The sequence below is a fragment of the Corynebacterium sp. MSK310 genome (genome assembly GCF_030227355.1).
GTDB lineage: Bacteria > Actinomycetota > Actinomycetes > Mycobacteriales > Mycobacteriaceae > Corynebacterium > Corynebacterium rhinophilum.
Genome location: NZ_JASPFZ010000025.1, coordinates 1 through 13,624, shown reverse-complemented (window position 1 = coordinate 13,624; position 13,624 = coordinate 1). Strand labels below are relative to the sequence as shown.

16 protein-coding genes are annotated in these 13,624 nt (G+C 55.5%); 5 read left to right on the top strand and 11 right to left on the bottom strand.

Annotated features, from left to right (window positions below):
- Positions 1-142: 142 nt before the first annotated feature.
- From ppk2 to pth, 3 genes are all read right to left on the bottom strand, one after another.
- Entirely contained in the window at positions 143-1,018 is an 876-nt protein-coding gene (ppk2, locus tag QP891_RS11285; protein ID WP_284611046.1) for a polyphosphate kinase 2, read from the bottom strand.
- A gap of 100 nt (positions 1,019-1,118) precedes the next feature.
- Positions 1,119-1,958: a fumarylacetoacetate hydrolase family protein gene (locus QP891_RS11280; protein ID WP_284771306.1), complete on the bottom strand. Its 840-nt coding sequence runs from the start codon at positions 1,956-1,958 to the stop codon at positions 1,119-1,121.
- A gap of 5 nt (positions 1,959-1,963) precedes the next feature.
- Positions 1,964-2,497, bottom strand: a complete 534-nt coding sequence (pth, locus tag QP891_RS11275; protein WP_284817073.1) for an aminoacyl-tRNA hydrolase — start codon at positions 2,495-2,497, stop codon at positions 1,964-1,966.
- A 154-nt stretch (positions 2,498-2,651) separates the two neighbouring features.
- Here pth and QP891_RS11270 point away from each other — a divergent pair, with 154 nt between their 5' ends.
- Positions 2,652-2,807, top strand: coding sequence for an RNA helicase (locus tag QP891_RS11270; RefSeq protein ID WP_284771308.1), 156 nt, complete (start codon positions 2,652-2,654; stop codon positions 2,805-2,807).
- A 72-nt stretch (positions 2,808-2,879) separates the two neighbouring features.
- Here QP891_RS11270 and QP891_RS11265 read toward each other — a convergent pair whose 3' ends face one another.
- From QP891_RS11265 to QP891_RS11250, 4 genes are all read right to left on the bottom strand, one after another.
- Positions 2,880-3,545, bottom strand: a complete 666-nt coding sequence (locus QP891_RS11265; protein ID WP_284771309.1) for a 50S ribosomal protein L25/general stress protein Ctc — start codon at positions 3,543-3,545, stop codon at positions 2,880-2,882.
- Between the two features lie 470 nt (positions 3,546-4,015).
- Positions 4,016-4,990, bottom strand: coding sequence for a ribose-phosphate diphosphokinase (locus QP891_RS11260; RefSeq protein WP_284771310.1), 975 nt, complete (start codon positions 4,988-4,990; stop codon positions 4,016-4,018).
- A 16-nt stretch (positions 4,991-5,006) separates the two neighbouring features.
- Positions 5,007-6,452 carry a bifunctional UDP-N-acetylglucosamine diphosphorylase/glucosamine-1-phosphate N-acetyltransferase GlmU gene (gene glmU / locus QP891_RS11255; protein WP_284771311.1) on the bottom strand — a complete coding sequence of 482 codons (1,446 nt, stop codon included), beginning with the start codon at positions 6,450-6,452 and terminating at the stop codon, positions 5,007-5,009.
- Between the two features lie 69 nt (positions 6,453-6,521).
- Positions 6,522-7,718 (bottom strand): MFS transporter, encoded by a 1,197-nt coding sequence (locus QP891_RS11250; protein WP_284785853.1) that lies wholly within the window; start codon positions 7,716-7,718, stop codon positions 6,522-6,524.
- 137 nt (positions 7,719-7,855) lie between these two features.
- Between QP891_RS11250 and QP891_RS11245 the strand changes: the two genes are divergently transcribed.
- The gene (locus tag QP891_RS11245; RefSeq protein WP_284771312.1) at positions 7,856-8,572 is read left to right on the top strand and encodes a trimeric intracellular cation channel family protein; all 717 of its coding nucleotides are present in this window, start codon (positions 7,856-7,858) and stop codon (positions 8,570-8,572) included.
- Between the two features lie 38 nt (positions 8,573-8,610).
- Here the strand turns inward: QP891_RS11245 and QP891_RS11240 are convergent, their stop codons facing one another.
- The 3 genes from QP891_RS11240 to QP891_RS11230 all read right to left on the bottom strand — a co-directional run bounded on the left by QP891_RS11240 (position 8,611) and on the right by QP891_RS11230 (position 9,832).
- Complete coding sequence (locus tag QP891_RS11240; protein ID WP_284771313.1) at positions 8,611-8,757, bottom strand: hypothetical protein; 147 nt, start codon at positions 8,755-8,757, stop codon at positions 8,611-8,613.
- A gap of 49 nt (positions 8,758-8,806) precedes the next feature.
- Positions 8,807-9,427 carry an Ltp family lipoprotein gene (locus QP891_RS11235; protein ID WP_284771314.1) on the bottom strand — a complete coding sequence of 207 codons (621 nt, stop codon included), beginning with the start codon at positions 9,425-9,427 and terminating at the stop codon, positions 8,807-8,809.
- 87 nt (positions 9,428-9,514) lie between these two features.
- Complete coding sequence (locus QP891_RS11230) at positions 9,515-9,832, bottom strand: hypothetical protein (RefSeq protein ID WP_284771315.1); 318 nt, start codon at positions 9,830-9,832, stop codon at positions 9,515-9,517.
- Positions 9,833-10,284: 452 nt separating this feature from the next.
- Here QP891_RS11230 and QP891_RS11225 point away from each other — a divergent pair, with 452 nt between their 5' ends.
- From QP891_RS11225 to QP891_RS11215, 3 genes are all read left to right on the top strand, one after another.
- Positions 10,285-11,193, top strand: coding sequence for an NAD(P)/FAD-dependent oxidoreductase (locus tag QP891_RS11225; RefSeq protein WP_284785854.1), 909 nt, complete (start codon positions 10,285-10,287; stop codon positions 11,191-11,193).
- Positions 11,194-11,561: 368 nt separating this feature from the next.
- Positions 11,562-12,341 carry a DUF4300 family protein gene (locus QP891_RS11220; protein ID WP_284785856.1) on the top strand — a complete coding sequence of 260 codons (780 nt, stop codon included), beginning with the start codon at positions 11,562-11,564 and terminating at the stop codon, positions 12,339-12,341.
- Between the two features lie 352 nt (positions 12,342-12,693).
- A complete protein-coding gene (locus tag QP891_RS11215) occupies positions 12,694-13,167 on the top strand; it encodes a hypothetical protein (protein ID WP_284783709.1) in 474 nt (157 codons plus the stop codon).
- Between the two features lie 213 nt (positions 13,168-13,380).
- Here the strand turns inward: QP891_RS11215 and QP891_RS11210 are convergent.
- Positions 13,381-13,624, bottom strand: a 244-nt coding sequence (locus QP891_RS11210) for an IS30 family transposase (protein WP_284783710.1), incomplete at its 5' end; no start/stop codon positions are given.

Sequence of the window (13,624 nt, the reverse complement as noted above, 5' to 3'; positions counted from 1 at the left end):
ATACCGAAGCCAGCGACTAGTTCCACTGCTCCTGAAAAAGAAAAGCAAAAGGAACGCAGACAAACATAACCTGCCCCTGCACAGGGGCAGAGTTACGAATCCTGGGCTCCTTCAAGCGGAACTGCTAACAACGTAATGGGGACTACTTCTTTTTGTCCTTCTTCTTGCTTTTCTTCTTACCCTTCTTTTTAGACGAGTCCTCTAGCTTGGCGGCTACATCCGGCACATAGCGGAACTCTTCGCGGTCTGGGCGCTCGTAGGTCTTGCCATCGGAATCGGGACGGTGTGGGATTTCCGGCAGCTCGCGCTCGATCTTTTCGTAAGGGATGGTATTGAGCAGGTGCGAAATGACGTTGATGCGCGAGCGCTTTTTATCCTCAGACTCCACGGTGTACCACGGCGCGGTCGGGGTATCGGTGTGGATGAACATGGCATCCTTGGCGCGGGAATAGTCTTCCCAGCGGGTAATGGATTGGAGATCCATGGGGGAGAGCTTCCAGCGGCGCAGCGGATCATTGCGGCGGGATTCAAAGCGCTTAATCTGCTCTTCATCAGAGACAGAGAACCAGTACTTGCGCAGGATGATGCCGTCTTCCACAAGCATCTGCTCAAAGGTGGGAGCCTGGTGCAAGAAGCGGACGTATTCTTGGTCGGTGCAAAAGCCCATGACGCGCTCAACGCCGGCGCGGTTGTACCAAGAGCGGTCAAAGATGACGATTTCGCCCTTGGTCGGCAGCTTTTCCACGTAGCGCTGGAAATACCACTGGCCCTGTTCGCGCGAGTTCGGGGCCGGAAGAGCCTCGATCCGGCAGGTGCGGGGGTTGAGATACTGCGTGATGCGCTTGATGGCAGAACCCTTGCCGGCGGCGTCGCGGCCTTCCATGATGATGACCACGCGGGCGCCGGTTTCAACGACCCACTGCTGCATATCAACGAGCTCTGCTTGCAACCGCTCGAGCTCTTTTTCGTAGGCCTTCTTATTCAGCTTCTTAGGGGATTTGCTGCTTTTGGTGCTCATTCTTCCAGCTTAACGGCTTGGTGGCCCTATCTAGAAAACTGGTGTGCCCTCGTTGGAGTGAGAACCCAACCACAGCTTGTGCGGGGTATGTGCAGCAGGCTTAGAGGCCGGGCTCGCCGTAGCGAGTGGTATTAGAAATATGACCGAGCCCTTCGACGTCTATGGCGACGGTATCGCCGTTCTGGAGGAATTGCTGCGGGTCGCGGGCAAAACCAACGCCTTCGGGCGTACCGGTCACGATGACATCACCGGGGTTGAGGGGATAGAGCTGCGAGCAAAATTCGATGAGCTCAGCGATGGAAAAGATGAGGTCATCAGTATTGTCCTGCTGGCGCACCTCGCCATTAACCGTGGTGGTCAGTCGCGCGCTTTTGCCCGGCGCCCATTCATCAGGGGTGGTCAGCCAAGGCCCAAAGCCTGCGGTGCGATAAAAAGACTTGCCCGCGTGGAATTGGCTGGTCTGACGCTGAAAATCGCGCAGGGTGTAGTCATTCATGATGGAATACCCCGCCGCGTAATCTAATGCGTCTGCGCGGGTTACGCGGTGCGCGCGCTCGCCGATGACCACCGCTAGCTCACCCTCATAGTCCAGCTTCTGGGTTGCGTACTCGGGGATATAGACGTCATCGTAGGGGCCAGTCAGAGCATCGGCGAACTTGATAAATAGCGTGGGGTGCTCGGGAAAGTCGCGGCCCATTTCCCGGATATGCTTGGCGTAATTAAGGCCTACACAGATGATCTTTCCTGGCGTTGGGACGACTGCTTCTAAATCATGCTGCTCAAAGACTATCGGCTCGCCGGATAGTTGTGCGGCCTTGCGCCAATCTTCGCTGCGCAGCAGCGCGCCTACGTCCTCGTAGTCCAGCTCCACTCCCACATTATCGCCTTCAATGCGGATTGCAGAGGTGCCGAACGCGGTGCGAAGAGTAGCCAATTTCATGCCAGCTAGTCTAGCGCACTCCTTATTTCTGCTACTGCGTCAGCGCAGAGGATGGGGATCTCCACCTTTTCTTGTATGGACCACGGCTTGAGCACAAACGATGCCGGATCCATCCGGCCTGGCGGCCTTCCGATGCCGATAGAAAGGCGCTGATAGTCCTTAGTACCGAGCGACTTCGTAGTAGAGCGCAGACCGTTGTGCCCGTGATCGCCACCGCCTTGGCGCAATTTCACGGTCCCGAAGTCGAGTTCTAATTCATCGTGCATCACCACAATATCTGCGGGTGCCAGATGGAAGTACTGGGCGAGTGCCTTGATCGGCCCGCCAGACATGTTCATAAAGGACCGCGGTTTAGCGCAGATTACCTTGCGTCCGGATAGCATTCCTTCCGCGACCTCGGTATTCGTCTTCTTATGCACCGAAAAGCTGCTCATTAATTCACCGGCGAGCTCATCGGCAACGTCAAAGCCGATATTGTGCCGCGTGCCGGAATATTTCGGGCCAGGATTGCCAAGGCCTACTACGAGTAGTGGAGTCACTGCATTATTGTCGCATAGATTGAAATTCTATTGGAAATACAAGTCTATGCTCCATAGAATATGCCGCCGAGTATCACTGCTGCTTGGGTGCTAAAAATACCTCTTACAGCGGTGGACTTGGGGAAGTATCGTAGTGATTAAGGAGGTGCGCCCCATGCCCGAAAAATCACCTGAAGTTGATCGCGAAACCGAAAATGTTCCTAGTGGCAAAGTTGCTGCTGCGCGGCTCATTATCAAGCGCGCTAAGGAAGGCAAGGGCAAGATCGAAATCACGCCTAGAATTCGTGAACTTGCCGGACAAGATTTATAAACCATCTATAAAACTGCGATATCGCCGTGAGCATTGCTGCTCACGGCGATATGCGTTTGGGGGAGTGGGAAATTACTCCTCGGAGTCGTCGGACTCGGAGGACTCGCCTTCGGCCTCTTCGTCGACGGAGTCGGCACCAGCGTCGGCGCCGCCTTCCTCAGCAGCCTCAGCGGCCTCTTCGAGCTCCTCGTCAACCTCAGGCAGGGAGATGGAGAGGATAACGGTCTCTGGGTCTGCCACCAGGGTGGTGCCTTCCGGCATGGTGATGTCGGCGGCGGTGATGACCTCGCCGTCCTCGAGGCCCTCGATGGACAGCTCGATCTCTTCCGGAATGCTTAGTACGTCAGCCTCAACCATGAGGACGTCTGCATCCTGAATGTGCATGGTGCCCGGTGCGGACTCGCCGGTCAGGGTAATCGGAACCTCAACCTCGACCTTCTCGCCGCGCTTAATCAGCAGCAAGTCAACGTGGTCGATGTCCATGGTGAGCACGTTCTGGTCAACGTTCTTGACCATGGTCAGGTACTGCTCGCCCTCAAGCTCAAGCTCCAGAACGGCGTTGACACCGTTGTTGCGAACGAGGGACTGGATGTCCAGCAGTGGCACTGCGAAGTGTACGGGCTCCTGGTCGCTACCGTAGATTACGCCGGGAACCTTCCAGTCGCGGCGCAGGCGGCGGGCGTAGCCCTTGCCAAAGACGGTACGTGGTTCTGCTTTAATAATTGGGCGCTCTGCCATGATGCAATCTCCTTTGTCGGTGTAGTGCGGCGAGGCTATCGAAGGTATAAAAACGACGAAAGCCTGCCGATGAACGTCTTGGACGAGTCATCGCAGGCGTCAATAAAAGCAACATGCTCTAACTTCAATCGCGTCGATAACGGCTTCCCAATTTTTGAGTCGCCCTCGCCGAGACTGAGTTAGATTAGCATCTTTCGGCCGATGAAACCAAAACTCACCCCGTTAATCTTCCTTCGCGCCCTTTCCTCTGATTACGCCCTTCGCGCTCACCGGTAGCGCGTATGTCTGTAGCTCGGGTTACGCGGTGAGCGCGAAGGGAGGAGTGGGGCGAACGGCAGGCGGTAGTGCGGTAGTGCTTGCGTGTACCTGCGACGCCTTTGGCGCTCACGGGGATGGAAAACACCGACACCCCGCCGTTCACGGTGAGCGCGAAGGGCGGGGTGTGAGTTGTAGTGCGACCGGCGAAACGCTTATGCGCGGTCGAAAAGGGTAGTCACGGAACCGTTTTCGAAGATCTCATGGATGGTCCGAGCCAGCAGTGGGGCAATGGACAGGACCTTGAGGTTGGACCAGCCTTCGGTGGACTGCGGAAGGGTATCGGTGGTGATGACTTCCTCGGCACCGCACTCGGAGAGGCGCTCGCGGGCAGGGTCGGAGAAGACGCCGTGGGTGCAGGCGATGATGACCTTCTTTGCACCCGCTTCCTTGAGTACGCGCACGGCGCCGGCGATGGTGCCGCCGGTGTCAATCATGTCATCGAGAAGCACGCAGTCCTTGCCCTCAACTTCACCCACTACGCGGTTGGAGACCGTCTTATTGGCCTCGGTATTGGAGCGGGTCTTGTGCACGAAGGCCAGCGGGGCATCGCCCAAGTCGTGGGCCCACTTTTCGGCGACCTTCACGCGGCCGGCATCGGGGGAGACGACGGCGATGTTATCGGTGGCGTACTTGGACTTGATGTAGTCCGTCAAGATGGGCTGGGCGTGCATGTGGTCCACCGGACCGTCGAAGAAGCCCTGAATCTGATCCGTGTGCAGGTCCACCGAGACGATGCGGTCCGCGCCGGCTGCCTGCAGGAGATCTGCGACCAGGCGGGCGGAGATGGGCTCGCGGCCCAAGTGCTTTTTATCCTGACGCGCATATGGGTAGAACGGCAAGATCGCGGTAATGCGCTTGGCGGAACCACGCTTCAACGCATCGATCATGATGAGCTGTTCCATCAACCACTTATTAAGCGGCTGGGAATGCGATTGCATGACGAAGCAGTCAGCACCGCGCACGGACTCTTCGAAGCGGATGAAGATCTCACCATTGGCGAAGTCCCGGGCGGTGGTAGGAACCAGATCAGTCTTGAGTTCCTTTGCCACTGCCTCTGCCAATTCTGGGTGTGCGCGCCCAGAAAAGAGCTTCATGTTCTTGCTACTACCAGTTACCTTGCCAGTCATAGGAGAATATGCCCCTTTACTTTTCGTTGTCCTGTGCACGGGCTGCGGCTTCTGCCGCTGGGGTGCCCGGACGCTTCTTTTCAACCCAGCCTTCGATATTGCGCTGTTTGCCACCGGAGACTACGAGTGCTCCCGCGGGAACATCGTCTTTAATTACTGTACCCGCACCGGAGTACGCGCCATCACCGACATTGACCGGAGCGATAAACATCGTATCCGAGCCGGTGCGCACGTGGCTGCCAATGGTGGTGTGGTGCTTGTTTACACCGTCGTAATTGACGAAGACCGAGGATGCCCCGATATTGGATTCCTCGCCTACGGTGGCATCGCCGATATAGGTAAGGTGCGGCACCTTGGTACCGCGGCCGAGCTCGGCATTTTTCGCCTCCACGAAGCCGCCGAGCTTGCCGTCTTCGCCCACGATGGTATTCGGGCGAATGAAGGTAAAAGGCCCGATCTTGGCGTTGACGCCGATGACGGAATCGCTGCCGTGGGTGCGGACGACGGACGCGCCGGTACCGATCTGCATATTCGTCAACGTGGAATCTGGGCCGATCTCGGCATTATCGGCAATGCTCGTTGCACCCCACAGCTGGGTGCCGGGGTGGATGGTGACATCGGTGCCGATGGTGACATTGACACCAATCCAAGTGGTTTCCGGATCGATGATGGTGGCGCCACCGCGCATGGCCTTTTCCACCATGCGGCGGTTGAGCTCGCGGCCAGCGGCGGCCAGCTGCACGCGGTCATTGACGCCGGCGAGTTCCTGCGGATCCGCGGCCACGTGCGCACCCACGCCATGCCCAGCGGTGCGGGCGATTTCGAGGACATCGGTAATGTAGAGCTCGCCCTGCGCATTATTGGTATCAAGCTTGGTCAGGGCATCGCGCAATGCTGCCGCATCGAAAGCGAAAACACCGGAGTTGACCTCATTAACCAGGCGCTGTTCTTCGGTGGCATCCTTGTGCTCCACGATGGCGGACACCGATCCGTCCGTGTCGCGAATGATGCGGCCATAACCGGTGGGATCTGCAAGGCGCATGGATAACACCGTGACCGCATTGCCTTGAGCGGTGTGGGTATCGCGCAACCCCTCGATGGTTTCTGGGGTCAAAAGCGGCACGTCACCGTTGGTGACGATGATGGTGCCTTCGAAATCAGAAATTGGGCAAATCCCGCAGGACACGGCATGGCCGGTACCGCGCTGTTCTTCCTGCACGGCCTGCACGACCTCACGGTCCAGCTCATTCGCAATTTTTTCTACGACGGGCGAGACCTGCTCGCGCTGGTGGCCCACGACGGTTACGAGGTGATCCGGGTTAATACCCGCCGCGGCGTGCAGCGCGTGTCCAAGCAGCGTGCGACCGCCAATTTCGTGCAAAGTCTTTTGCTTTGTGGATTTCATGCGCGTGCCGGCGCCCGCCGCAAGGACGACGACGGCACTTGGGGTAGTTGCTTCCACGGTCAACAAAACTCCTGGGGGTTGAGTTTGATTAGTTCTTCGGGCTTTATCTTATAGTCCATATTTAAACTATGTGCGAGAAACCTCCTTAAGGCTGCCCGCGCGCCACACTCCAATAAAGCCGACGAGCGCCAAGAAAATCAACGCTGCCTCTGGCCCCGCGAGAGCGATGACGGAAGGAATACCACCCACGATGAGCAAAATAATGCCCATCATGGTGTTAGCCGCACCCACGTACTGCGTCCTTTTATCCCCACCGGCCATATCCACTACGTAGGTCTTTCGCGCCACGCGAACAGACGTATGCGCGAGATTGACGGCAAAGAAGCCGAGCGGCATGACCCAAGCATTCATAGCGTCTGGGGCCCAGTGGGAACTAGCCACGATGAGCAGGATGATAACGGAGGAGGCGGCAGCACCAGCCGCCATGGTGTTTTTGGAGGATTTATCCGAAAATATGCCAGAAACTCGCCCACCGATAAGTGAGGCCAAACCAGAGGCAATCACGAAGCCGAAGACACCAGATAGGTCATCGTGCAGCAGCACGATAAAAGCGGTAGAAAGCGCCGAGACCAGCAGCAGTGCGCGAACGATGACGAAGTTGCGGAACTGGGCATCGTCAGTGAAAAGCTTCCACGTATCTGACCACCAGCTCTTATCGATGCCCTCTTGTTCCCCCTCCGGCACTGGTTCTTCCACGTGCGAAAATACCCGCGTGGCAATGGCCCAGGTAGAAGCGCCGACCAATAAAACGATGCCCATAGTAGAGATCGTGAGATCCCCCAAGAGGAATAAGATGACACCGGCAAGTAGGGTGGCCCCGCCGCCCAAGGCCGTTGCGGATCCGGTGACTTGACCGCGCTGGCCCTTGGAAATCGTGCGCGCTTGGACGTCTTTGCCAGCGATGGAACACAACGCGCGGAACAGGGAAAGCGCCGCCAATGCAAGAAGTACGATCACGCCCAACCATGCGCCGCGTATAAAGAAAGCTGCAAGGGCAATCACGGCGGCGGAGATAGCTTGGCCGGTCGAGCCGATCATCCACAAGCGCTTGCGGGCGCGGTGCGTGGTCACCCAGGGGGTAAGAGCGGCCTGCGGCAGCATGGAGCCAGATTCCCGGATAGGGGTAAGCAAGCCGGTGAAAAAGGCGGGGACGCCTGCCGCATTAAAGAGCGCCGGCAGCACCGTTTTGGAGGCAACGATCTGGTCGCCTAAATTTTGCAGGGCATTGGACCAGATGAAGTACCTGGCATTTGAGTTAGACATGAAAGAACTTTCGAGATAACCGAGACAAAGCGGGATAACACTGTAATCCGGCCAGAAGAGACCGTCTATCAACTTTACTCACTTCCTACCCCTAGAAAGGGCGAAACCGCTGCGATCGGCTATGTTCAGTAGTTGTTATGCACGACGTGGATCCCCTCATCAACACGATGTACCAGGCCTTCGATCTGATCGGAGTGGCCTTGAACGGCATCATCGGTGGCACGATTGCCCGCCGCCGCGAATTCGACATCGTCGGGTTTATTTTCCTCGCCTTATTTTCCGGCCTGGCTGGCGGCATGATCCGCGACATGCTTATCGATGACGGCCCCGCCGCCGCCATTTCAGATCCCTGGTACTTGGGCCTTGCCTGCGCCGGGGCGCTGACCGCCTTTCTCATGGAGCTGAAGGGAAAGGCGTGGGAGATTTTTCGCGAGCACGGCGATGCCATCATTTTGGGTATGTGGTCTACCACCGGTTGCGTGAAGGCACTGGCTGCGGGCATGCCTATGATCCCGTGCGTGTTTTTAGGTGTCTTAACCGCCGTCGGCGGGGGAATGGTCCGCGATGTCGCCTCCGGTCAGATCCCTTCCATTTTCGGCGGCAGCCCCCTCTATGCAGTGCCGTCTATCGTGACCGGCATCGTCATGGTGACCTTTGCATCCTATGACCAATTCGCCTTGGGCATGGTGGTTTCCCCAATCGTCGGCAGCGGCATGGCCATTATTTCTTACTGGAGGGGATGGGTCTTGCCCCGCGCCGGGGTTGCGCCAGTGAACTACACCGCGGCACAGGTGGCCGCGATTGCCAAGAAGGCGGAGCTAAAAGGCTTTCGCCGCGGCCGGCGCAAGCGCTAGCGGCTTAGATGGGGCATCGGCCTACAGCGTCGCCAGCTTTAAGGCAGGTTGGTGACGATGGCGATGATGATAAGGATAATAAGGACAAGAACGCTCCACCTAAGGAATGGATCCTTGGTTAAGGGCAACGGCTCCTGGGAGTCGTCATCAGGTTCCGGGGAAGACGTGGAGTGTGGAGCGTTCATGGCAGGAATCCTTCCGAGTGCAATGGTGCCTCAATGCTAGTGAGGGTGACTACAGATTATCCACTGCGTACTGTGCTTCTTCAGCGGTGAACTTTTCGCCGTATTCGCTCACGAGTTGGTCATAGATGGCGTTGGGTGACATGCTCATCGTTTCTTCGTAGGTGCGGGCCGTTTGAAGAGCATTATCGTGATAGTCCGCTTCCAAATTATCAATGGCGTACTGGGCGGCTTCCGGGCTGAATTGTTCGCCGTACTCGCTGCTGAGCTGGTCGTACAATCCCTGCTTGGACATGTGCATGGTATCTGAGTACAGCTTGGCACTCTTTAACGCATTTTTGAATTCGCGCGGGACGTTCTGGTCATCCTGCGTGGCGTGGGAATCTTCGCCTGCATCAGCTTCCTGGGCTTCTTCCTCCGGGGTGGCCTCCACCGCGTCTTGCTGGGTGGTTTGGTCCGTGGAGTCTGTGCTGCTGCTGTTTTCATCATCGCTGCCGCCTAAACCGGCAATGATGGCGATAACGATGAGGACACCGATGATGATCGCGCCCCATTTGAGGCACCCGCCCTTTTTCTTCTGCGGCGCGTCAGCTGGTGGTTGACCAGCCTGTGGTTGGCCCGCGGGTTGAGAATTATTGGAATACGGAGAGGGAGAAGGGGAGGGGGTACTCATGGTGAGCGTTCCTTTCAATGTGGGTGAGGGATATGGAAGAAAGTTTTCCGACATTGGCCACATTGTCGTGACTGTGGTCGAGAGAGATTAGCGAAGTGGATCTTTAGCAACATGGACAGTGGAATCTTGCACATCACCCAGATCAACGACGATGGTGCAGGAATAGAACTCCCGGACTGGGGTGCCAAAGCCATTGGGGAAATCAACTTGGCCAAAGGCGTGGTACGTCCGTGGCGAATCGGTTATAGAATCTGGCGACTGAATATCAATCTCTTCTGGAAAACTGACTCCGCCGGGATACTTGGCCCGGTTGGTTACTTGCTCGCGACATTTATCCAAAGCAGCCTCAGTATCTTGGGCTTCGCTTACCTTTAGTACAGCAAAAATAAAGATCACGAACACCACGAAGGTGACCCCGACGAGTAATAGCCAGAACCGCCACCGCCTAAAAAGCGGCTTTTTCGGCTTTGTTGTGGGGACTGGGGCCGGTTGTGCGGGATAGGGGGTCTGATATGGAGAGTTGTCCAACGTTAGGGTCTTTCGGAAGGGGAGTAACGAGTGATTGTTGCCGGTACGCACCCCGGCATCGGGCTAGGGTGTGAAGCAGCAACGGCTTTTATTAAATCAACCGGTCTGGACATAAGTATGGTGGCGAGTAAGAGAAATCGCCTATGTGTACGAATGGTGCGTATTGCCTCAACGTATCTGTTAACTCGTGGGATTCTCGATTAATGCAGCCGCAGCCATTTGGCCTCTGCTCCCTAATTCGCTTTGTCTTAAGATGGGATTAGGAAAACTCGGTTATCAATGACTAAGCAGTTGAAAAGGGAAAGGATTTCTATGGGGAAAGGATTTCTATGAGGGCGGACGTAGTAATTATTGGTGGCGGTTTTGCGGGCACTTCTGCGGCTATTACTTTGGCTCGCGCGAACCGGTCTGTAGTCTTAGTGGACTCACATCAGCCACGGAATAGGTTTAGCGAGCATTCCCACGGAGTTTTAGGTTTTGAGTCAGCTTCGCCTATTCAAATGCTGGAAAGTGGCCACCGTGAATTTCAATCGTTCGGAGGAGAGATTATCTCTGAAAAGGCAAAGTTGCTCTCTCCTTTTGAGGATGACTCAGCTGGGTGGAAAGCCGAATTGGAAAGCGGTGAGGTAATCTACTCGCGTCATGTAATCGTTGCTACAGGTATCACTGACGAATTGCCAGATGTTCCCGGACTAGAGCGGCTGTGGGGCTCACGAGTTTTTCACTGCCCTTACTGTCATGGCTATGAGGTCAAAAATAAGAAACTAGCCGTCATTGTTGGAAAGAACCCTCCCTTTACTTTCCGCATAGCAAAGTTGCTTACTAAGTGGACGGATCGAGTGACTTTCTATCCAAATGGATTGGAGCTTCCGCAAGAGGAACAGCGGCGTATGAAATCGCTAGGAATCACGATCGAACTTAATTTAGTGCAAGGGATTACAGAATCTGAACGATTTGATGGTGGCGTAGTTCTTGACGTAGGGCAGGAAAAGAGAGAATATGAAGCTTGTTTTACTGGGCCTGAATTTGTTCCCAATGATTCGATTCTCAGGAAAGCTGGATGCGCTGTAGAAAACGGTTGGGTTAAAGCGGACTCTGGGATGACTTCATGCGAGGGCATTTGGGCCGCCGGAAATGTCATCAGCTCTCCAGACCAGATGCCTCAAGCCATGGGAGCTGGAGCCGCCGTTGCCATCAAGGTGGATCAGAAGATGTTTGATGAGGATGTCTCCTGCTAGGAGGCTTATGTCTTTGTAGGGTATAAAAAGCTTAGGATAGAGGTGTTTTCTCAATGAAGGACCAACACGATGTGCCGCGAGGCGTGTTGAAAATCAAGCCTGCCCTTTTCAAGGGGCTATCGTGTACGGTCCCTTTTCGCTAGCATGTGATGATGCGCTTTTCCTTCCTGACTGTCCCCACCGTGACAGCATGTTTATTGTTAGCAGCCTGCTCGAATCCCGATAGTGGTGACACGAATCAGGCTCCGAGTGGTTCTGAATCTGCGTCGTCCTCCAGTGCTGCCGCGCAGTCAAAGGCGGCGAGCGCTCAGCGCACGGAAATTCCGACCGCAGAAGGTGATGCGTCGCAGCTTCTGGCTGGGATGACGATGAGCAATCTCGTCGATAAACAATCGCAAGAAGTAGCCCGCACCGCGCTTGCCGATGCCGGAGTGCCACAAGAAAGCATCGACGGCTTTTTTGAATTGGTAGACGAATACAACACTGCCGTACCGACGGAGAGCATGGTGGCCGAAGGCTTCGTGGATTACGGGACGCAAGACCCAGAATACGACGTGGAGGCCATTTTAAAGGCGTGGAATGATCATCACGCGGATTATGTGGGTACCAATTGCCGCATCAATACCTTCACCTTGGCGGATTCGCTCTTTTCCGTTGATGACCAGGACAACCCCAATGACTCCTTGCTGTTCTTAGATCAACAGTCCCTAGATAATGCGCCGGACCAAATCTTTGATGAAGCCGAGCGCGCCAAGTTTGAGGCATTCTATGGGAATGTGGAAACCACCATGGAACAAGATCCAGGACAGCACATCGCCGATATCAAGGCTTATTTTAAGGACCGTGGCATCGAGTTCGCGGATACGGACGCCCGAGTGGTCTCGGTATTCTCGCACGATACTTTGACGGAACCGGCCACACTTTTCATCGGGCATACCGGCGTTGCCGTGCCATATGAGGATGGCTACCTATTCTTGGAGAAGCTTGCCTTCGATATGCCATATCAAGCGGTGACGGTGAAGGATATGCAGCAGCTTGATGATTACCTGATGCATAAATACGATGACGGTCCTGATCTGGAGTACGGCCAACCCGTCATCTTTGACAATGATGACGTCATAGAAGGTATGCGCTACGCCAAGAAATAAAAGGGCAGGGCTGGAAATAGGCCATCAACCAAATGGCCGTGGTCTGCTCCGACGGTTTTGACAAATATCTATAATCGCGACCTCTCACAAAGCCACTTGTCACGCTCACGGCCCATTTGGTGGAGATTGCCGGTCCTGAAGGGGCGGCTAAGTGTTTTAAGGCAAGCATAACCACGATCACGCTGTGCGCTACTGTGATATATGCCTCACATTTCAGGATTGCGATAGTTGATTGATATGTCCCTATAGGTATACTCACTAATCGTGTCGAGCTGGAGTTCTCAGAGGCTAGACACCGCCTCCCCAGCAAACGTTGGGAAAACTCACAAGACTCACAAGAAGGGTTGAAGACATGAAAATGAAGAATTACCGCCGCGTTTCCATCGCAGCTGCAACTGCCGCTCTGGGCCTGACTCTCGTAGCCTGCAGCGATAACGGCAGCTCCGCCCCAGCGACCGTCACCGAGACCGTTGCATCGACTGATCAGGGCAACCAGAGCAACCAGAATGGTGGCAAAGAAACCGTCACCGTCACCTCTGGTGCTGACGCTAACGCGAACGGCGGCAACGCTGGTCAGGGTGGCCAGGCTGGTGGCAACACAGCTACCAACGACCTGCCAACCGAAATCACCGGTTACTCCGGTGAGGCAGAGCGTGACCTGACCGAAGAGCACCTGACTAAGGATGAAGTGACCCAGGTTCTGCAGCGTGCCCACAATGGCGAAGGCAAGGTCAAGTGGGACAACGACGGTTACTGGGAGGTCGAAGTTGGTGGCGTTGACGTCGACATCGACAAGAACGGCCTAGTCCTTGACGTCGACCGCTAAATAGGTCATCCCGCTTCTGTATAGGCTTTGTGACTATACAGAGCACTCAATAATTGGTTCTTTTTTGGGAACCCAGCGGAACCGTCCGATGTGCACGTAGCGCACCGGACGGTTTTCTTATTGGCGGACCAACTGGTAGCAAGCGAGATGATCTCGTTTACCGTCGAGCGTTGCCAAAGCAAGGCGGATTCTAGTGGTCGTGGGAACACGATTTTAGATTTCGGTGGCATAGTTTAGCAGTTCGGCCATTTTTTCGGCTGGTTTGGCGAAGCCTAGGGTTGCGCGTGGTCTGTCGTTGAGTTGCATGGCAACGAACTCGAGGTCTTCTTTGGTGTGGACGGATAGGTCAGTGCCTTTGGGGAAATACTGGCGCAGAAGTCCGTTGGTGTTTTCGTTACTTCCTCGCTGCCAGGGTGATCCTGGATCACAGAAGTACACCGGATATTCGGTGGCAATG

Coding starts and splice junctions, on each gene's coding strand:
- ppk2 (WP_284611046.1), bottom strand. CDS start 1,018: ATGAGCACCAAAAGCAGCAAATCCCCTAAGAAGCTGAATAAGAAGGCC.
- QP891_RS11280 (WP_284771306.1), bottom strand. CDS start 1,958: ATGAAATTGGCTACTCTTCGCACCGCGTTCGGCACCTCTGCAATCCGC.
- QP891_RS11270 (WP_284771308.1), top strand. CDS start 2,652: ATGCCCGAAAAATCACCTGAAGTTGATCGCGAAACCGAAAATGTTCCT.
- QP891_RS11265 (WP_284771309.1), bottom strand. CDS start 3,545: ATGGCAGAGCGCCCAATTATTAAAGCAGAACCACGTACCGTCTTTGGC.
- QP891_RS11260 (WP_284771310.1), bottom strand. CDS start 4,990: ATGACTGGCAAGGTAACTGGTAGTAGCAAGAACATGAAGCTCTTTTCT.
- QP891_RS11250 (WP_284785853.1), bottom strand. CDS start 7,718: ATGTCTAACTCAAATGCCAGGTACTTCATCTGGTCCAATGCCCTGCAA.
- QP891_RS11245 (WP_284771312.1), top strand. CDS start 7,856: ATGCACGACGTGGATCCCCTCATCAACACGATGTACCAGGCCTTCGAT.
- QP891_RS11240 (WP_284771313.1), bottom strand. CDS start 8,757: ATGAACGCTCCACACTCCACGTCTTCCCCGGAACCTGATGACGACTCC.
- QP891_RS11235 (WP_284771314.1), bottom strand. CDS start 9,427: ATGAGTACCCCCTCCCCTTCTCCCTCTCCGTATTCCAATAATTCTCAA.
- QP891_RS11225 (WP_284785854.1), top strand. CDS start 10,285: ATGAGGGCGGACGTAGTAATTATTGGTGGCGGTTTTGCGGGCACTTCT.
- QP891_RS11220 (WP_284785856.1), top strand. CDS start 11,562: ATGAGCAATCTCGTCGATAAACAATCGCAAGAAGTAGCCCGCACCGCG.
- QP891_RS11215 (WP_284783709.1), top strand. CDS start 12,694: ATGAAAATGAAGAATTACCGCCGCGTTTCCATCGCAGCTGCAACTGCC.